This window comes from Streptomyces sp. SID486 (assembly GCF_009865385.1).
Classification (GTDB): Bacteria; Actinomycetota; Actinomycetes; order Streptomycetales; family Streptomycetaceae; genus Streptomyces.
Genome location: NZ_WWJT01000720.1, coordinates 49923 through 68208 on the forward strand (window position 1 = coordinate 49923; position 18286 = coordinate 68208).

Sequence of the window (18286 nt, forward strand, 5' to 3'; positions counted from 1 at the left end):
CTGGCCGGAGGGTGTGTCGGTGCCGCCCGCTATGGTCCCTCCCCATGACCGGCCCCGAGGACTTCCTGACCGCCACCCGCACCTTCTACGACACCGTCGCCGAGGACTACGCCGAACACTTCCGCAACCCGCTCGCGGACAGGCCGCTGGAGCGGGCGCTGCTCGCCGCGTACGCGGAACAGGTCGGCCCGGGGGGCACGGTGGCCGACCTCGGCTGCGGCCCCGGCGAGATCACCGCTCACCTCGCCTCGCTGGGCCTGTCCGTCATCGGCCTGGACCTCTCCACGTCCATGGTCGCCATAGCCCGGCGTACCCACCCCGCGCTGCGGTTCGAGCAGGGTTCGATGCTGGAGCTGCCCTTCGACGACGGTTCGCTGACCGGAGCCGTCTCCTGGTACTCCAGCATCCACACACCCGCACACCGGCTCCCGCACCTGTTCGCCGAGTTCCACCGGGTGCTGGCTCCCGGCGGCCGGCTCCTGCTCGCCTTCCAGACCGGTGACGCCCCGCTCCGCCTCGACCGGCCCTGGGACCGGCCCGTCGTCCTCGACTTCCACCGGCGCCGGCCCGAGCTGATGGCCGAGCTGCTCTCCGGCACCGGGTTCGCGCTGTGCTCCAGCACCGTGCGGGAGCGTCAGGAAGCGCTCGCCGAGACAGCCCCGCAGGCGTTCCTGCTCGCCCGCAAGGAAGGCTGACCGGGCGGCAGGCGACAGGCGGTGCCGGTGACGGTGCGCGTCCCGGGGGGACCGGCCCTCAGCGGGAGGCGGTGACGGTGTCCGCGAAAGCCCGCGCCGGCGGACTGAGCGCGTCCCAGCGGCGGACGGCCCAGCCGACGGGAAGGGGGCGCAGACCCGGCAGGGGTACCAGGCGCAGCGGGCCGTCACCCGGTACCGGCAGGCCGGGCACGGCGGGTACGACCGCCCGGCCGGCCCCCAGCTCGGCGAGCAGCAGGGCCGTGTCCCAGTCGGCCACGCTCGGTTCGTAGGCGAACCGCACGCCCCGTGCGGCGCACGCCGCCTCGAGATGCGCGGCGGACGTGGAGTTCGGGGGGAGCCGGATGAGGCGGACGTCGGCGAGCTCGGCCGGGTCCAGGTGCGGGCGGGCGGCCAGGGGGTCGTCCGCGCGGACGGCGAGCAGCCACGGTAGTTCCGCGACCGTCCGCTGCTCGATGCCGCGCACCGGAGGGCCGATGGTGATCCAGGCGAGGTCGAGCGTGCCGTCGGTGAGGGCGTCGAAGCTGCCGCGGCCCGAACTGACGGTGCGGAACTCCAGGTTGACGCTGGGGTGGCGGCGGCGGAAGGTGACGACCGCATCGGACATGAAGTGCCGGATGGTGGTCGCGCCGGTGGCCACCCGGACGTGGCCGCTGTGGCCGTCGACGAGGTCGCGCAGCTGCCGCAGGGCCAGGTCGAGACCGGAGATGCCTTCTGCGGCGGCGGCCTCCAGTATCCGTCCGGCCCGGGTCGGCACGACCCCGCGCGGCTGGCGTTCCAGCAGGGCCACACCTGTCTCCCGCTCCAGCCGCTTGACGTGCTGGCTGACGGCCGACTGGGTGCAGCCGAGGTCGCGGGCGACCGAACTCAGGTTGCCGGCACGGCACACGGCCACGTACACACGAAGGTCGTCCAGGGTCACGACGACCCAAGCTAGCACTTGGGCTGAGGGAGAAAACCCAAGGATTGACTGGAGGTTGGGGGCGTACGACGATCGTGGGCGGGCCGCAATCGACCCAGGCGGCAACCCGCTCCCCGCCCCGCCGAGTCCGGACGAGGCGGGACCGGCGAGGAGCGGGTGCCGACCCCTGCCGAACGGCGGACCCCGGTCGAACGGCGGCTCCGTGCCGAGAAGAACGGCGGCTCCGTGCCGAGAAGAACGGCGGCTCCGTGCCGAGAAGTACGGCGACTTTGTGCCGGGAAGGCAGGAGGGCAGGAGGGCAGGCCCTGTCGGTAAGGCGCGGCCCGGCCGCTCAGCGCTGCTCGTACAGCCCTTCCACCTCTGTGCCGAAGTCGGCCAGGATCTGTGCCCGCCGCAGCTTCATGGAGGGGGTCAGATGTCCGGCCTCCTCCGTGAAGTCCACCGGCAGTACGGCGAAGCGGCGGATGGACTCGGGGCGGGAGACCAGCTTGTTCGCCTCGTCCAGGGCCCGTTGGATGACGGCCGTCAGCTCCTCGTCGCCGATGAGGAGTTCCGGCGGCACCGGGTGCTTGCCGATCATCTGCCGCCAGTGGGTGATGCCGTCGGGGTCGAGGGTGATGAGGGCCGCGACGTAGGGGCGGGCGTCACCGACCAGCATGACCTGGGAGATCAGCGGGTGCTGACGCAGCCAGTTCTCCAGCGGCGCGGGAGCCACCGACTTGCCGCCCGCCGTGATGAGCAGCTCCTTCTTGCGGCCGGTGATGGTCAGGTAGCCCTCGTCGTCCAGTTCGCCGAGGTCGCCGGTGGCGAGCCAGCCGTCGCGGGTCGCGGGGACCACACCGCCCGCCTGCGGGTCCCAGTAGCCGCGCAGCACATGTTCGCCGGCGAGCAGGATCTCGCCGTCCGCCGCGATCCGTACCCGGGTGCCGGGCATCGGCCAGCCCACCGTGCCCAGGCGGGGCTTGAGGGGCGGGGTGACCGTCGACGCGCCGGTGGTCTCGGTGAGGCCGTACCCCTCGAAGATCTCGATGCCGGCGCCCGCGTAGAACGCGGCGAGGCGCCGGCCGAGGGGGGAGCCGCCGCAGATCGCGTACCGGACGCGGCCGCCCATGGCGGCACGCAGACGGCGGTAGACGAGGGGGTCGTAGCAGGCGCGCTGTGTCTTCAGGGCGCGGCTCGGGCCGCTGCCGGTGCCGGTCTGGCGGGCCTCCAGCGCCTCGCCGTACCGCTGGGCCACGGCCGCCGCCCGGTCGAAGACCGTCACCCGGCCGCCCGCCTCCGCCTTGGCCCGCGCGGAGTTGTAGATCTTCTCCAGCATGTAGGGGATGGTCAGCAGCGCGGTCGGGCGGAACGCGGCAAGGTCCGGGAGGAGGTCGTCCGGGGCCAGGCTCGGCGCGTGGCCGAGGCGGACCCGGGCGCGGACGCAGGCGATGGCCACCATCCGGCCGAAGACGTGGGACATGGGGAGGAAGAGCAGGACCGACGGCTGCTCGTCCTGCGCCTTGAACACCGGGTGGAGGAGTTCGACGGCGTTGTCGACCTCGGCGAAGAAGTTGCCGTGCGAGAGGGCGCAGCCCTTGGGGCGGCCGGTGGTGCCGGAGGTGTAGATCAGGGTGGCGAGCGTGTCGGGGCCCAGCATGCCCCGGCGTACGCCCACTTCCCCGTCCGGCACCTGCGTGCCCGCGTCGGCGAGCCGGGCCACGTGGTCCTTCTCCATCACCCAGACGTGCCGCAGGTCGGGCAGGTGCGGGAGCTCGGGGCCGAGCGCGGCGGCCTGGGCGGCGGTCTCCGTGACCAGGGCGACCGCGCCGGAGTCGTGCAGGATCCAGCGGGTCTGGAAGACGGAGGACGTCGGATAGACGGGGACCGTGACGAGGCCGGCGGCCCAGGCCGCGAAGTCCAGCAGGGTCCAGTCGTAGGTCGTGCGGGCCATGACGGCGATCCGGTCGCCGGGCATCAGGCCCTCGGCTATCAGGCCCTTGGCGACCGCCTGCACCTGGGCGGCGAACCGGGCGGCCGTCACGTCGGTCCAGCGTCCGCCGGACAGCTTGCGGCTGATCACGACCGTGTCGGGGGCCGCCTCCGCGTTCTCGTACGGCAGGTCGGCGAGGGAGCCGTGCGTGACCGGGGGCGCGAACGGCGGCACGGACACCTCCCGGACCGCACCGTCCAGCCGGCGTATCTCCGGTGCGACGAGGACCGGGTGGCCGTCGTAGTCGACGGCGGAGACGGGGGCGCCGGAGGAGACGGTGGCGTTCTGGTACGGAGTGGACACGGGCGGCTCCTCTGGCGTGCGTGCACCTGCGGCGGCCCCCGGGGGAAGGGGGTTACCGCCGGTCAGGCGGTGATCGTACGGCTCCGCTGTGCGGGGGTTGTGCGGGTTCCGGGATGGTCCGGGGCCGGGGATGTGCAGCCTCGGGGATTGTGTGAGGGACGTTCAGCTTTGCCTGAGCCGCGCCGGGCCGGGGAGTTGCGGGATCTCCGTCACCCCTTGTGGGCACTGGGCTTACCTCCGGTAACCTTACTCCCGAGTAAGCCATTCGGACCCGAGCCGCGCGGGAGTCGCATGAACGCCGTCACCCTCACCGCCACGCCCGCGCTGGCCCCCCTGCTGGCGCGGGGCGCCCTGTGCTCCCCGTTCAAGCGGCCGGCCCCGGACGCGGCCGTCCCGCGCACCCGGCTGCTGCTGCCCGGCGTGCGCGTCGACCTGGCAAGGCTGGCCGCCTACGAGCGGGTGTGCGGTTTCCCGACGGGTGAACCCGACCTGCCCGTCACCTATCCGCACGTCCTGGGCTTCCCGCTGGCCATGCGGCTGATGAGCGGCCGGGACTTCCCGCTGCCGCTGCTGGGCCTGGTCCACACGTCGATCGAGATCGTCAGCCGGGGCGCGCTGCCGGCCGACGGGGAGTACGAGCTGACGGCGTTCGTCGCGGGCCTGGCCCCGCACCGGCGCGGCACCGAGGCGACGGTGGTGACCGGGCTGCGCCTCGGTGGTGACGCGGTCTGGGAGTCGCGCAGCACGTACCTGGCCCGGCACCGGACGGACGCGGGCCCGGACGCGGCCGTCGCGGAGCGGGGCGGGGGCGGAGGCGGGGGCGGTCCGCTGCCCGTCACCGCCGAGTGGAGCATCGCCGAAGACGTGGGGCGGCGCTACGGCGCCGTCTCCGGTGACCGCAACCCCATCCACCTGCACCCGTTCACCGCCCGCCTCTTCGGCTTCCCGCGGGCCATCGCGCACGGCATGTGGACGGTGGCCCGCTGCCTGGCCGCGCACGGCACGGGCGGCCCCGCCCTGGTACGGGCCGGGTTCCGGGCCCCCGTGCTGCTGCCGGGGACGGTCAGTTACGGGACGGACGGCGACGGCCGCTTCGAGCTGCGGAACCGGGACGGCAGGCTCCACCTCTCCGGGGAGGTACGGCCGCGGTGAGGACGACGTCCACCGGGCCGCGGAGACGGGTGCGGCCGAGGCCGTGCCGCCGTGAGATGCCGGCGCCCGCCGACCACCGAGGGGTGCGGCCGAGGTCGACGGAAGTGGCCGCCGGCCACGGAGAGCGGCCGACGCCCACGGAAGTCGCCGCCGGCCACGGAGGGGTGCGGCCGACGCCCAGGGAGGTCGCCGCCGGCTACGGAGCGGTGTGGCCGACGCCAGGGGGAAGCGGCCGCCGGTTCCGCTCGGCCGGCGGCGCCCAGACATGGCCCCGCAGCAGATCGCCCAGGCCCGCCCAGGCGAAGTTCATCAGCGTGGCCGCGGCCTGGCGGGCGGTGACGCCGGGCGTGGCGTTGGCCCAGGCGGCGAGCGACTCGGCGGCGCCGACCAGCGCCTCGGCCAGGCCGGCCACCTCGCGCTCGGGCAGGCCGGGATCCCGGTGTGCCGCCCGCGCCGCGATCGCGACCAGCCGGGTCACGAACGCGACGAGTTCCGCGCGCATCGCGGCGACCTCGGCCGCGAAGGGCTCACCGTGCGTGCGGGCCTGCAGATGCAGCACCGCCCAGGCGTCGGGGCGCTCGGCGGTGTGCGCGAAGAACGCCTGCAGCCCCTCCCAGAGTTGCCGGTCGGCGGGGAGGTCCTGCCGGACACCCGCGCGGACGGCCGTCGTGAGCGCGGTGGCCTCGCGGCGGATGCAGGCGGTGAAGAGGTCTTCCTTCGAGTTCAGGTACAGGTAGACCAACGGCTTGGACACGCCCGCGAGTTCGGCGATCTCGTCCATCGACGCGGCCATGTACCCGCGCTGTCCGAAGATCCGTACGGCGGCGTCGAGCATCTGCTGCTCCCGTACCGCCCTCGGCATCCGTTTGGTCTTGACGGCACCCATGAGGGCAAGCCTAGTTGGGCGCGGCGGCCCCGCCCTGTGTCCGCGACGCGTCGTCGGCCAGGTCCTCCTGGCTGCGGTTGGCGTCCAGGTTCGCCTTCATCCGGTCGACCCTGCCCACGATCTGCACCGAGGCCCGGTCCCGCTCCTTGCGCAGCACCACCCAGCTGATCGGCGCCGACAGGACGAGGGAGAGCAGCAGGACCCACAGGATGTTGGAGTCGCCGAAACCGCGCGGGAAGAGGCCCGAGTAGACGGCTCCCCAGACGATCACGAGGCAGCCCGCGAAGATACCGAGGCGCATCAGCGTGTAGCGGAGCATCTCAATCCACTCGTCCGATTCCAAAAGGGGTCATCGTCCAGTGAAGCACGGCTACGGGGTGATCTTGCACGGGGGTCAGCCGAGCGGCAGCAGCATGACGACCTCGTCGCGGTCGTCGCCGGGCGCGACCCGGATGGCGTCCGGGACACGGCCGACCTCCTTGTAGCCGCAGGAGGCGTAGAACCGTTCCAGGCCGTTCCCGCCGCGGCAGGTCAGCCGGATCGCCCCGACGCCGTCCAGCCCGCGGGCCGCGTCCGCTGCGGCGGCCATCAGGTCGCGGCCGTAGCCGCGGCCCTGGTGGCGGGGGTGGACCATCACCGTGTACAGCCAGATCCAGTGGGTCATCAGCCGGTGGCTGTTGAGGGTGAGGAAGGCGGTCGCGGCCACGCGGCCGGACTCGTCCAGACCGACGAGCAGCCGGGTGCGGCCCTCGGCCATCTGCACGAAGTGCCGCACCAGCCCGGGCCGTATCTCGTCACGGGTCACCGGGGGGACGAAGCCGACGGAGCCGCCCGCGTTCGAGACGTCCGTCCACAGGTCGAGGATGTCGTCGCGGAGGGCGGGGGTGACGGCGGGATCCAGGGTGAACGTAAGAGGCACCGAGCCAGTGTATCCATTACATGGATGTGGTTCGTGTGAGAGCCCGGGCCCCCACCCTCAGGTCCGCCACCAGGCCCTGGTACGCCTGCTTCCTGGAGGAGGAGGTCCACGACCGCCCGCAGCGCCTGGTACCGACCGTGCACCCGTCGGCCGTCCTGCGCGCCGGGCTGCTCGCCGACGAGCATCACGCGCGCGCGGGTGTCTCCGGCGCCGAAGACGGTCCGGGTGGCGTCGGGGGCGCCCGATGAAGGGGGCGCTCGGCCCGGCAGGCGGCCGCGGGGGCGTCGTGGCCGCTCACGCAGCTCCCCGCGCCCCCGGGGGCGTCGTGGCCGCTCGCGCAGCTCCCCGCGCCCCCGGGTGGGACCAGTCACCCTCCGCCGGCACAGCCGACGTGCCGGTGCAGCTCCGCGGGTCGGGGGTGTCAGAGGCGCATCGGCTGGGGGGACTCCCGGCGTGCCGGGTCGGGGCCCTCGTAGTCGCGGATGATCTCGTAGCGCGTGTTGCGTTCCACCGGGCGGAATCCGGCGTCCCGGATCAGTTCCAGCAGGTCCTCGCGGGTCAGCTTGTTCGGCGTGCCGTAGTTGTCCGCGTCGTGCGTGATCTTGTACTCGACGACCGAGCCGTCCATGTCGTCCGCGCCGTGCTGGAGGGCCAGCTGGGCGGTCTGCACGCCGTGCATGACCCAGAAGACCTTGACGTGCGGGACGTTGTCGAAGAGGAGACGGGAGACGGCGAAGGTCTTCAGCGCCTCCGCGCCCGTCGCCATCTGGGTGCGGGCCTGGAGGGTGTTGCGGACCTTGCCGTCCTTCATGTCCACGAAGTCGTGCTGGTAGCGCAGCGGGATGAAGACCTGGAAGCCGTTCGTCTCGTCCTGCAGCTCACGCAGACGCAGGACGTGGTCGACCCGGTGCCGCGGCTCCTCGATGTGGCCGTACAGCATGGTGCACGGGGTCTTCAGACCCTTCTCGTGCGCCAGCCGGTGGATCCGGGACCAGTCCTCCCAGTGGGTGCGGTGGTCCACGATGTGCTGCCGGACCTCCCAGTCGAAGATCTCCGCGCCGCCGCCGGTCAGCGATTCCAGGCCCGCGTCGATCAGCTCGTCGAGGATCTCGGAGGCCGACAGTCCGCTGATCGTCTCGAAGTGGTGGATCTCCGTCGCCGTGAACGCCTTCAGGGAGACGTCCGGCAGGGCCTTCTTCAGCTCCCTGAGCGAACGCGGGTAGTAACGCCACGGCAGATTCGGGTGCAGGCCGTTGACGATGTGCAGTTCGGTGAGGTTGTCCGACTCCATCGCCTTGGCCAGCTTCACGGCCTCCTCGATGCGCATCGTGTACGCGTCCTTCTCGCCCGGCTTGCGCTGGAACGAGCAGTAGGCGCAGGACGCGGTGCACACGTTCGTCATGTTGAGGTGACGGTTGACGTTGAAGTGGACGACGTCACCGTTCTTGCGGGTGCGCACCTCGTGGGCGAGTCCGCCCAGCCAGGCCAGGTCGTCCGACTCGTACAGCGCGATGCCGTCCTCGCGGGTCAGCCGCTCACCGGAGCGGACCTTCTGCTCCAGCTCGCGCTTGAGTCCGACGTCCATGCCAACACCTTTCCTACGACAGCCCGACCAACGGTATCCCTAGACCTCTTCGGGCAGCTCGCCGACCCGGTTCTCCCACTTCGTGGACAGCACGATCGTGGTACGGGTGCGGGAGACGCCCCTGGTCCCGCTGAGCCGGCGGATGGTCCGCTCCAGGCCGTCGACGTCCGTCGAGCGCACCTTGAGCATGTAGGAGTCGTCACCGGCGATGAACCAGCAGTCCTCGATCTCCGACAGGTCCCGCAGCCGCTGGGCGACGTCCTCGTGGTCGGCGGCGTCGGACAGCGAGATACCGATCAGCGCGGTGACGCCGAGGCCGAGCGAGGCCGCGTTCACCGTCGCGCGGTACCCGGTGATGACACCCGCCGCCTCCAGCCGGTTGATGCGGTCGGTGACGCTGGGGCCCGACAGGCCGACAAGGCGTCCCAGCTCCGCGTACGAGGCCCGGCCGTTCTCCCGCAGGGCCTGGATGAGCTGCCTGTCCACCGCGTCCATGCGATCGAAGCCTTCCGGTGAAAGTTCCTGAAGTGATGACCTGAGATGATGACCTGAAGTACTGCGTGTGGTGCTGAGGTACCGCTATCCGCCCGCCGTGCCGCCGCCCAGTTCGCCCCGCCACCGCCGGTACAGGCCGTGCCCGACGCCCGCCGCGTCCAGCACCCGTCCGGCGACGAAGTCCACCAGGTCCTGGATGTGCGTGGCTCCCGCGTAGAAGGCCGGGGAGGCGGGCACGACCGTGGCGCCGGCGTCGTCCAGCGCCACGAGGTGCCGCAGGGTCTGGCCGTTCAGGGGGGTCTCCCGCACGGCCACGACCAGCGTCCGGCGCTCCTTCAGCGTGACGCTCGCCGTGCGCTGGAGCAGGTCCTTGGACAGTCCGAGCGCCACGCCGGCCACGCAGGCGGTGGAGGCGGGCACGATGAGCATCCCCTTCGCCGGGTACGACCCCGAGGACGGCCCGGCCGCGAGATCGCCCGCGCTCCAGTACCGCACCCCGCTGACGTCCGCCTCGAAGGTCCCGGGCTTGCCGTCGGCGCCACGGGCCAGCCATTCCCGCAGGTCGTCCTGCCAGTGCGCGTCCCGGAACGAGATGCCCGTCTCGTCCAGCAGCGTCAGCCGCGAGGCCCGGCTGACCACCAGGTCGACCGCCTCGCCGGCCGCCAGCAGCGCCCGCAGCACGGCAGCCGCGTACGGCGTACCCGAAGCTCCGGACACCCCCACGATCCAAGGCACGCGCTGCGTTTCTCCTGCGTTCACACCTTGAGCGTACCGGCGGGTCCGGCCGTGCTCAGGCCGGGTGGCGCCCAGCGGCTCAGACGGTCAGACCGCGCACGAGGAGATCGAGCAGCGCGCACACGAACAGGGCGATGCCGATGAAGCCGTTGACCGAGAAGAACGCCCTGTTGAGGCGCGACAGGTCGTGGGGGCGGACGATGCGGTGCTCGTAGAGGAAGGCACCCGCGACGATCAGCAGGCCCAGCCAGAAGAACGCGCCGGCGTGCGTGGCCAGGGCGTACCAGACGAACAGGGCCGTGGTGACCGTGTGGCAGACGCGCGCGCCCCAGATCGCGGCCGGGATGCCGAAGCGGGCGGGGACCGACATCACGCCGATCTCCCGGTCGGTCTCGACGTCCTGGCAGGCGTAGATCAGGTCGAAGCCGCCGATCCAGACGCCGACCGCCAGACCCAGGATCACCGCGTTCCAGGACCACTCGCCGCTGATCGCCAGCCAGCCGCCGACCGGCCCCATGGCCTGGGCGAGGCCGAGGATGGCCTGCGGGAAGTTGGTGAACCGTTTCCCGTAGGGGTAGACCACCATCGGGACCACCGCGACCGGGGCCAGGGCCAGGCAGAGCGGGTTCAGCAGCGCCGCGGCGCCCAGGAAGACCACCAGGGCGACCAGGGCGCCCGTCCAGGCGTGTTTCACCGACATCGCGCCGGTGACCAGCTCGCGGTGGGCCGTGCGCGGGTTACGGGCGTCGATCTCGCGGTCGATGATCCGGTTGACCGCCATGGCGAACGTGCGCAGACCGACCATGCACACCGTGACCAGGAGCAGGCGGACCCAGTGGATGTTCCCGTCCCGTTCGTACATGGCGGTGAGGGCCGCGATGTAGGCGAAGGGGAGCGCGAAGACCGAGTGCTCGATCATCACCAGGCGCAGGAAGGCCCTGGTCCGTCCCGGCTGCGCGATGGCGGCGGAGGCGCTGCTCACAGTCCGTACTCCTTCCAGCGGCGGTCCACCAGGGCCGCCGTATCCGGGTCCGACAGGACCATCTCCGGCCACCCTCCGTCCCGCGTGTACCCCTCCTCGGGCCACTTCCGCGTCGCGTCGATGCCCGCCTTGCCGCCCCAGAACTGCTGGTACGAGGCGTGGTCGAGGTGGTCGACCGGTCCTTCGACGACGGTGAGGTCGCGGGCGTAGTCGGTGTTGCCGAGGGCCCGCCAGGCGACCTCGTGCAGATCGTGCACGTCACAGTCGGCGTCCACGACCACGATCAGCTTGGTGAGGGACATCATGTGCGCCCCCCAGACGGCGTGCATCACCTTCTGCGCGTGCTTCGGGTACTTCTTGTCGATCGAGACGATCGCGCAGTTGTGGAAGCCGCCGGCCTCGGGCAGGTGGTAGTCCACGATGTCCGGGACGATGATCTTCAGCAGGGGCAGGAAGAAGCGTTCCGTGGCGCGGCCGAGCGGGCCGTCCTCCGTCGGCGGGCGGCCGACCACGATCGACTGGAGCAGCGGGCGCCTGCGCATCGTCACGCAGTCGATCTTCAGCGCGGGGAACGGCTCCTGCGGGGTGTAGAAGCCGGTGTGGTCGCCGAAGGGGCCCTCGGGCAGCATCTCGCCGGGCTCCAGCCAGCCCTCCAGGACGACCTCCGCGTTCGCGGGGACCTGGAGCGGGACCGTCTTGCAGTCGACCATCTCGATCCGCTTGCCCGCGACGAAACCGGCGAACAGGTACTCGTCGATGTCGCCGGGGAGCGGGGCGGTGGAGGCGTACGTCACGGCGGGCGGGCAGCCGAAGGCGATGGCGACCGGGAGGCGCTCACCCCTGCGGGCCGCGACCTGGTAGTGGTTGCGGCTGTCCTTGTGGATCTGCCAGTGCATGCCGATCGTGCGCTTGTCGTGGCGCTGCAGGCGGTACAGGCCCAGGTTCCGGATGCCGGACTCGGGGTCCTTGGTGTGGGTCAGGCCCAGGTTGAAGAAGGAGCCGCCGTCCTCGGGCCAGGTGAAGAGCGCCGGGAGCCGGTCGAGGTCGACCTCGTCACCGTGCAGGACGACCTCCTGCACCGGCGCGTTGTCGGACTTCACCTTCCTCGGCGGGACGTGGGCCATCGCGCCCAGCTTCCCGAACGCCTCGCGCACCCCGACGAAGCCGTGCGGCAGCTCGGGCCGCAGCAGGCCGCCGATCTTCTCGGAGATCTCGCCGTACGACTTCAGGCCGAGCGCCTTCAGCAGGCGGCGGTCGGTGCCGAAGACGTTCATGGCGAGGGGCATCGCCGAGCCCTTCACGTTCTCGAAGAGCAGCGCCGGGCCACCCGCCTTCTGCACCCGGTCGACGATCTCCCCGACCTCCAGGTACGGGTCGACCTCGGCCTTGATGCGCTTGAGGTCTCCCTCGCGCTCCAGTGCCCGCAGCAGGGAGCGAAGATCGTCGTAAGCCATGCCGCCAAGTATCGCCGACGTACCGCTTTGTCCATGCGCCCACCCCCGTCCCGCCGCGGGGCCGCCCGGGCCGGCGGCCGGTCGCCGGCCACCCCGTCAGCCGGTTCCCGACGCTTTCGGCCTTGATCCCTCGCCGACGGTCCGGTCACCGACGGTTAATCACTTTCCCGTTCGGCCCACCACCCGTTCCGTTGAAATGAACCGGACGGGCATGTCCCGGCCGCGTCCCACGGCATTGCCTTGCAGGGGGGCCCGCATCCAGGGGCCCCTTCTTCGATGGGAGACGCGTGCGAATCACTGACATCCAGCGCTGCGAGGTCCGGCCGGGACGGCTCGTCGAGTGGACGCTGAGCCCGGCGACCGTCGCGGTGGCGGCGGCGCTCCCGGACGACTCCCGGCCCCCCGCCTACATCCAGGAGTCCCACATCAGGACGGCCCGGACCGTCCGGCAGGACGGGATGTTCGTGCCGACCTGGCTCGGCACCGCCTTCGACCTGCCCGGCCCGGTCGACCTGGACGTGCTGGAACGGGCCCTGCGCGCCTGGACCGTACGGCACGAGACGCTGCGCAGCGGCTTCCGCTGGGCCGGTGACGAACTGCGCAGGTTCACGCTCGACGCGTCCGACGTCGCCCTGTGCCGGCGGGACGTGGGCGACTTCCCCGACGCGGACGTCCTCGTGCGGCACCTCCAGGACCGCTTCGACACCGTCGCGGACGCGCTGCGCTGGCCGAACCTGCTCTACACGGCCGTCGTCCGGGAGGACGGCGCGAGCGTGTACCTGGCCTTCGACCACAGCAACGTCGACGCCTACTCCGTGCAGCGCATCCCCGCCGAGATCCACGAGCTGTACGCGGCCTTCCTGGCCGGGACCGAGCCCGACGACAGCACTCCGGCGGCCAGTTACGTCGACTTCTGCGAGATCGAGCGGGCCCACGCGGACGGCATCGACGGCCGGCACGCGGTCGTGGACCGCTGGCGGGAGTTCATCCGGCGCTGCGACGGCACCCTGCCGGGGTTCCCCGTGGAGCTGGGCGTGGTGCCGGGCGGCCCGCTGCCCCCGCAGCGCATGCTGTGCGAGCCGCTGGCGGACGCCGAGGAGGCGGCCGCGTTCGAGGCGTACTGCCGGCCCTACGGCGGCAGCCTGGTCGGGCTGCTGGCCGCGACCGGGCTCATCGTGCACGAACTCGGCGGACAGCCGGTGTACCGGACGGTGGTGCCCTTCCACACCCGGGTGAAGTCGCGGTGGAGCGACTCGGTGGGCTGGTACGTGGGGGGCGCCCCGATCGAGGTCCCCGTGGACCGGCTGCGCAACTTCCCGGAGGCCCTGCGGGCGGTGCGCGCCGAACTGCAGGCGAACCGGTCACTGGCCCGGATGCCGCTGCCCCGGGTGCTGAGCCTGCTGGACGCGGACTTCCGGCCCACCTCGCCGGACCTGTACTCGATCGTCTCCTACCTCGACACCCGCGCGCTGCCCGGCGCCGGGCAGTGGGCGCGGCTGAAGGCGTACGGGCTGCTGCGGGTGTCGTACGGGGACCAGGTGTGCGTGTGGGTGAACCGGCTGCCGGAGGGGCTGTGGCTGGCGAGCCGGCATCCGGACACGGACGTCGCGGCGAAGAACATGCGGCTGTACGTCGAGCGGCTGCGGGACCGGATCGCCTCGGTGGCCCACGGCAGCCTCCCGGCGGTTTCGTGACCCAACGGTCATCACGGACCCTGGCCCGAAGCAACTCTCCCTTTCTACACTGCCGTTGAGGGGGAGATGCGGTGCACAGACGGTTGCACGGGCGGGGAGCACTGTTCGACGTCGATCCGGCCGGGCTCGCGCCACGGCTCGTGGGCCTGCGCCCGCACCAGCACCGCGCACATCCGTACGAGCATCCGGACGAACCGCCGTTCGTGGTGCTCACCGGAGCGCGCGGGCTCGGTAAGAGCGCGGTACTCGCCGAGCTGCGGGACGCCTACCGGGGCCATACGCCGGTCGCGCTGGCCGACTGCGCGGAGGACCAGTTCCGGGCCCCGCCCGCGGACCGGCCCGCCGCCTCCTGGTCGCCGCTCGGCCAGGCGCTGCTGGTGATCGCCGAGCAGCTGGCCGCGCCGGTGACGGGAGCCGGGCGGATCACCTTCCCACGGCTGATGACGGGCCTGGTCGCGGTGGCCGCCGGCGGCTGGGGCGACGCCGACTCGGAGCGGATCCGCCGGGAGGTCGAGCGGATCCTGCTGCTGAACGAGAGCGGCTCGTGGATCGGCGGGCTGGCCGGGCGCTGGGCGGGGAAGGTGGCGGCCAAGGTGGTCGCCGCGGCCACCGGCACCGGTCCACTGGTGTCGGGGGCGATCGAGGCGACCCTGGAGTCCGTCGCCGAGGGATTCACCAGCCGCCGCCACCAGAAGGCATCGGTGTGGTACCGGACCTATCCGAACGCGGGCGGCAACGCCCAGCGCGGGCTGATCCTGCTGTCCCAGCACTTCCGGGACGGCGGCGGCTCCCGCGAGCACGCCGAGCGGTACCTGGTGCGGGCGCTGCTGGCCGACCTGACGGAGTCCTACGCGGGGGTGCTGCCCCGGATGCAGCGGCTGGGCCGGCCGCTGGTGCTGCTGGACAACGCCCAGTCGGCGCCCGGCCCTGGGCTGGTGGCGGCCGTGCTGCGGGACCGTACCGAGGGCATCGCGGACCGGGTGGCGTTCGTCGCTGCCCGGCGCGGCGAGGCCCGCGAGGAGCTGCCGGGCGCGGTGCGGCGGGGACTGGCGGAGGTGGCGCGGCGCTGTGACTGGACCCCGGACGCGGCTCCCTCCTCGCGGGCGCTGCTGCTCGCGCTGCCGCCACTGAGCGCGGACGACACCCTGCACATCGTCGGCGCGGTCTGCGCGGACACCGTCGTACCGTCCCGGCTGCCGCATGCCGCGCACCGGCTGACCGGCGGGAACCCGCTCGGCATCGTGCTGCTGGCCGAGTCGGCCGCGCAGTCCCCGCCCGGGGTCTCCTCGCTGGGCGGGCTCCTGACCTCGCGGTTACGGACGGCCGAGGACCGGCCGGCCGTGCCCGCCCACGAGGAGCTGCTGGCCCGGCTGGTGCCGGCCGAGCACCTGGAGGAGCTGACCGTGCTGGCCGCCGCCCACGACCACGGCTCGGCCTGCGCGCTGGCCGCGGCGCTGCTGCCGGACACCTTCGGTCCGGCGAGTGTGCGGGCACTGCAGACGCTGCTCGCCGAGGAGGGGCTGCCCGTCGTGCCGGGCCGGTTCGTCGGCGACCCGTTCGTCCGCACCCTGCTGCTGCTCCGGCTGCATCTGCGGGACCCCGACCACGCGTCGTGGCGTACCGCGCACGAGACGCTGATCGCCCACTACCCCGGTGCCGGGAACGCCCGGTACCGGCTGCACCACGAACTCGCGCTGGGGCGGACGGAGGCGGCGGTCGGCCATCTGCGGGACACCTTCCCCACGGCGGCTCCCCGGACCTGGCTGCGCACCCTGCGCTTCATCGCGTCCGCGTCCTACTTCCACGCGCACGACCCCGACGGCCACGACTTCACCGGCCGCGGCGACCTGCGGTCCGCGGTCGCGCTCGGCCGCACGGACGCCGAGCACCCGGCGCCGGAGGGCGTGGACGCCGTACTGCACCTTCGGGTACGACGGCTGCTGCACGCGGTGTGGCTGCTGGCGGATCCGCTGGTGCTGCCCGACCCGCAGGTGTGCGACCGGCTCCGTTTCGAGCTGGAGCAGCTGTCCAACCTGCGGCCGGCGGGCAACGCACTGCTGTGGCGGGCATCCCGGGACTGGCCGGCGGCGGCGCTCGCCGGGCGCCCGATGAACGGTCCCGGTGCCGCGGCCGGCACGGCGGACGGCCCGGGCCCTGACGACGCCGGCGCCGCGGACGACGCGGACGACACGGACGACGCCGACGCGGGCGGCGGCCCGGACGACCGGAGCGGGGTGGCGTGATGGCACGCAGGGGTGCGGGCACGTGGATACGCGAGGGCGTGTGGGAGATCCCGCTGCGCCGCTACACGGCCCTGCTGGTGACGGTGGCCCTGGTGGCCGGCGCGGTGTTCGCGGTCCGGTCCCTGCTGCACGAGGACCGGTCCTGCGGGCCCGGGGTGACCCGGCCGGCGGGCAGCGACGAGTGCGTGGGCGTGGCGACCGGCCCGTACGACTTCGGGCAGCCCCGGCTGCGGGACACCGTCCGGGCGATCGGCCGGGAGAACGACCGCCTCAGGCCCGGCAGTTATGTGACGGTGGCGCTGATGCTGCCGTACACGTCCACCTCGCCGACCAGTCTGAACGACATCCGCCACCAGCTGCAGGGCGCCTACCTGGCGCAGTACCAGGCCAACCACGACTCCAACGGGGAGCGTCCGCAGATCCGGCTGGTGCTCGCCAACCCGGGGGCCACCGGCGCGCACTGGCGGCAGACGGTCGGGCAGCTCGTCGCGATGACGACGAGCGCGGACCGGCTGCGGGCGGTCGCGGGCATCGGGCAGAGCACCTACGCCAACAAGCAGGCCGTCGGGGAGCTGACCCGGCGGGGTGTCCCGGTGGTCGGCTCCTCCATCACGGCCGACGACCTCGCCAACGGGCAGCGGGGCAAGGACCCCTACCCCGGGCTGGCCCGGGTGGCGCCGACCAACACCGACGAGGCCCGCGCGCTGGCCTCGTTCGCCAAGGTGAGCGCGGGCAAGGCGCTGCTGGTGTACGACAAGCCCGGTGACCCGTACACGCGGACCCTGCAGCAGTCGTTCGCGGCGCTGCTCAAGGGCTCGCCCTACGAGCCGCAGCCGTTCACACCGCCCGGGGACCGCACCGAGGAGGGCACGACCGCGAACACCTTCCGGCAGATCACCCACCTGGTGTGCGACACCTCCCGGGAGACGGACACGATCCTGTTCGCGGGCCGGCACACCCAGCTGCGCCAGTTCATCAACGCCCTGGGCGGGCGGGGCTGCCAGGACCGCAGGTTCACGCTGCTGACCGGGGACGAAGCGTCGTACCTGACCCATGAGAAGGAGCTGGACCGCGGCGCGCTGCGGCACAACCTCTCCGTGCGCTACACCTCCCTCGCGCACCCCGACGCCTGGACGAAGGAGCCGGAGCGGACGGGCGGCTCGGCGGCCGGCCTCGCCGCCCTGCGGCGGCTGCTGGCGGACGCGACGCGCGAGCCGATGGGCCCGATCGGCCCGGTCGCCCTGGACGACGGCCAGCTGATCATCGGCTACGACGCCCTGCGGCTCGTGGTGCACGGTGTCCGCGAGGCGGTGCCGGCCGGCCGGACCGTCCCGGCGCTCGCGGACGTCGGTCTGCAGTGGCCGCAGGTCAAGGGCTCGCTGCGGGTGGACGGGGCGAGCGGCTGGATCTGCCTGGACGTGCACGGCAACCCGTACGACAAGGCGGTGCCGGTCGTGGAGCTGACCCCGGAGGGCAGCTCGCGCTTCGTGCGGATCGCCTGGCCGGAGGGGAAGCCACCGGGGAAGGAGTGCCTGCCGCCGTCCTAGGAACCGCCCCGTCGTGGCGGCCCGCCCGGCCCCCGGGCGGGCCCCCGCGCGACCGGGCCGCCGGTCCCACGGGGCCGCCGGTCCCACGGGGCCGCCGGTCCTGGTGGGCGCCCGGTTCCACGGGGCCGCCGGCCCTCGTGGGCCGCCCGGTTCTACAGGGCCGCCGGTCCTCGTGGGCCGCGCGGTCTAGGTGAACTGTCCGGGCAGGGGCTCGCGGGGTTCGGCGGGGGGCGCTGCGGGGCCGGCTCCCGGCCGTCCCGGCGCGCACCCCAGCTGCTCGATCAGGCGTTCGAAGCGGGCCCGCCAGCCCTTCTCCGACTCGCCCTCGTCCTGGAACTCGTGGGTGAAGCGCAGCGCGCACCCCCGGTCCCCGTCCCGTTCCAGATGGAACCGGAGCCGTCCGGCCGCGCCGAGGGTGTACTCGGCGATCCGGTCCACGTCCCACGCGCTGACATGACCGCTGCCCAGAGCGCGCAGGGTCACCGCGCCGTCGAGCCGGGGTTCCAGAACGTCGGCGGCGGTGAACCAGCCCCCGAGCCCCTCGGGGGTGGCCACCGCCGCCCAGACGTCCTCCGCGGACCGCGGGACGCGCACCAGGAAGTGGAGTATGTGCGTGTTCCCGTGGGTCTGGCTGGTGCCTTGTTCGATGGAACCGCTCATGACACCAGTGTCACCGACCCGGTG

16 protein-coding genes and 1 pseudogene are annotated in these 18286 nt (G+C 72.8%); 6 read left to right on the forward strand and 11 right to left on the reverse strand.

What is annotated here, in order from left to right; genetic code table 11:
- Positions 1–44 precede the first annotated feature (44 nt).
- On the forward strand, positions 45–695 hold the full coding sequence (locus GT045_RS33625; RefSeq protein ID WP_202529259.1) for a class I SAM-dependent methyltransferase: 651 nt from the start codon (positions 45–47) through the stop codon (positions 693–695).
- A gap of 58 nt (positions 696–753) precedes the next feature.
- Here the strand turns inward: GT045_RS33625 and GT045_RS33630 are convergent, their stop codons facing one another.
- Positions 754–1635, reverse strand: a complete 882-nt coding sequence (locus tag GT045_RS33630; RefSeq protein WP_345942832.1) for a LysR family transcriptional regulator — start codon at positions 1633–1635, stop codon at positions 754–756.
- Between the two features lie 331 nt (positions 1636–1966).
- Positions 1967–3910 (reverse strand): AMP-dependent synthetase/ligase, encoded by a 1944-nt coding sequence (locus tag GT045_RS33635; protein ID WP_161336506.1) that lies wholly within the window; start codon positions 3908–3910, stop codon positions 1967–1969.
- A 291-nt stretch (positions 3911–4201) separates the two neighbouring features.
- Between GT045_RS33635 and GT045_RS33640 the strand changes: the two genes are divergently transcribed.
- The gene (locus GT045_RS33640; RefSeq protein WP_161336507.1) at positions 4202–5062 is read left to right on the forward strand and encodes a MaoC/PaaZ C-terminal domain-containing protein; all 861 of its coding nucleotides are present in this window, start codon (positions 4202–4204) and stop codon (positions 5060–5062) included.
- A gap of 196 nt (positions 5063–5258) precedes the next feature.
- Here the strand turns inward: GT045_RS33640 and GT045_RS33645 are convergent, their stop codons facing one another.
- The 3 genes from GT045_RS33645 to GT045_RS33655 all read right to left on the reverse strand — a co-directional run bounded on the left by GT045_RS33645 (position 5259) and on the right by GT045_RS33655 (position 6867).
- Entirely contained in the window at positions 5259–5948 is a 690-nt protein-coding gene (locus GT045_RS33645) for a TetR/AcrR family transcriptional regulator (RefSeq protein WP_161336508.1), read from the reverse strand.
- Between the two features lie 10 nt (positions 5949–5958).
- Positions 5959–6267, reverse strand: a complete 309-nt coding sequence (locus GT045_RS33650; protein WP_161292226.1) for a DUF4229 domain-containing protein — start codon at positions 6265–6267, stop codon at positions 5959–5961.
- 75 nt (positions 6268–6342) lie between these two features.
- Positions 6343–6867: a GNAT family N-acetyltransferase gene (locus GT045_RS33655; protein WP_161336509.1), complete on the reverse strand. Its 525-nt coding sequence runs from the start codon at positions 6865–6867 to the stop codon at positions 6343–6345.
- A gap of 92 nt (positions 6868–6959) precedes the next feature.
- On the opposite strand from GT045_RS33655, the pseudogene GT045_RS40805 reads away from it, so the two are divergent.
- Positions 6960–7031 (forward strand): annotated as a pseudogene (locus GT045_RS40805) (uracil-DNA glycosylase); the annotation flags it as partial.
- A gap of 257 nt (positions 7032–7288) precedes the next feature.
- On the opposite strand, the gene mqnE reads toward GT045_RS40805, so the two are convergent.
- From mqnE to GT045_RS33685, 5 genes are all read right to left on the reverse strand, one after another.
- Complete coding sequence (mqnE, locus tag GT045_RS33665; protein ID WP_161292230.1) at positions 7289–8452, reverse strand: aminofutalosine synthase MqnE; 1164 nt, start codon at positions 8450–8452, stop codon at positions 7289–7291.
- A 39-nt stretch (positions 8453–8491) separates the two neighbouring features.
- Positions 8492–8947, reverse strand: coding sequence for an Lrp/AsnC family transcriptional regulator (locus GT045_RS33670; protein ID WP_161292231.1), 456 nt, complete (start codon positions 8945–8947; stop codon positions 8492–8494).
- A gap of 84 nt (positions 8948–9031) precedes the next feature.
- A complete protein-coding gene (locus tag GT045_RS33675; RefSeq protein WP_161292257.1) occupies positions 9032–9682 on the reverse strand; it encodes a UbiX family flavin prenyltransferase in 651 nt (216 codons plus the stop codon).
- Positions 9683–9761: 79 nt separating this feature from the next.
- Positions 9762–10664: a menaquinone biosynthesis prenyltransferase MqnP gene (gene mqnP, locus GT045_RS33680; protein ID WP_161292232.1), complete on the reverse strand. Its 903-nt coding sequence runs from the start codon at positions 10662–10664 to the stop codon at positions 9762–9764.
- A complete protein-coding gene (locus GT045_RS33685) occupies positions 10661–12118 on the reverse strand; it encodes a menaquinone biosynthesis decarboxylase (protein ID WP_161292234.1) in 1458 nt (485 codons plus the stop codon). Before GT045_RS33685 ends, mqnP begins: the two co-directional genes overlap by 4 nt.
- Positions 12119–12405: 287 nt before the next feature.
- Between GT045_RS33685 and GT045_RS33690 the strand changes: the two genes are divergently transcribed.
- From GT045_RS33690 to GT045_RS33700, 3 genes are all read left to right on the forward strand, one after another.
- Positions 12406–13812: a condensation domain-containing protein gene (locus GT045_RS33690; RefSeq protein WP_161292236.1), complete on the forward strand. Its 1407-nt coding sequence runs from the start codon at positions 12406–12408 to the stop codon at positions 13810–13812.
- Positions 13813–13883: 71 nt separating this feature from the next.
- Positions 13884–16055: a hypothetical protein gene (locus tag GT045_RS33695; protein WP_345942833.1), complete on the forward strand. Its 2172-nt coding sequence runs from the start codon at positions 13884–13886 to the stop codon at positions 16053–16055.
- Positions 16055–17602, forward strand: a complete 1548-nt coding sequence (locus tag GT045_RS33700; RefSeq protein ID WP_161292240.1) for a hypothetical protein — start codon at positions 16055–16057, stop codon at positions 17600–17602. The genes GT045_RS33695 and GT045_RS33700 overlap by 1 nt, the downstream gene beginning before the upstream one ends.
- A 186-nt stretch (positions 17603–17788) precedes the next feature.
- On the opposite strand, the gene GT045_RS33705 is transcribed toward GT045_RS33700, so the two are convergent.
- Positions 17789–18262 carry an SRPBCC domain-containing protein gene (locus tag GT045_RS33705; RefSeq protein ID WP_161292242.1) on the reverse strand — a complete coding sequence of 158 codons (474 nt, stop codon included), beginning with the start codon at positions 18260–18262 and terminating at the stop codon, positions 17789–17791.
- Positions 18263–18286: the final 24 nt, after the last annotated feature.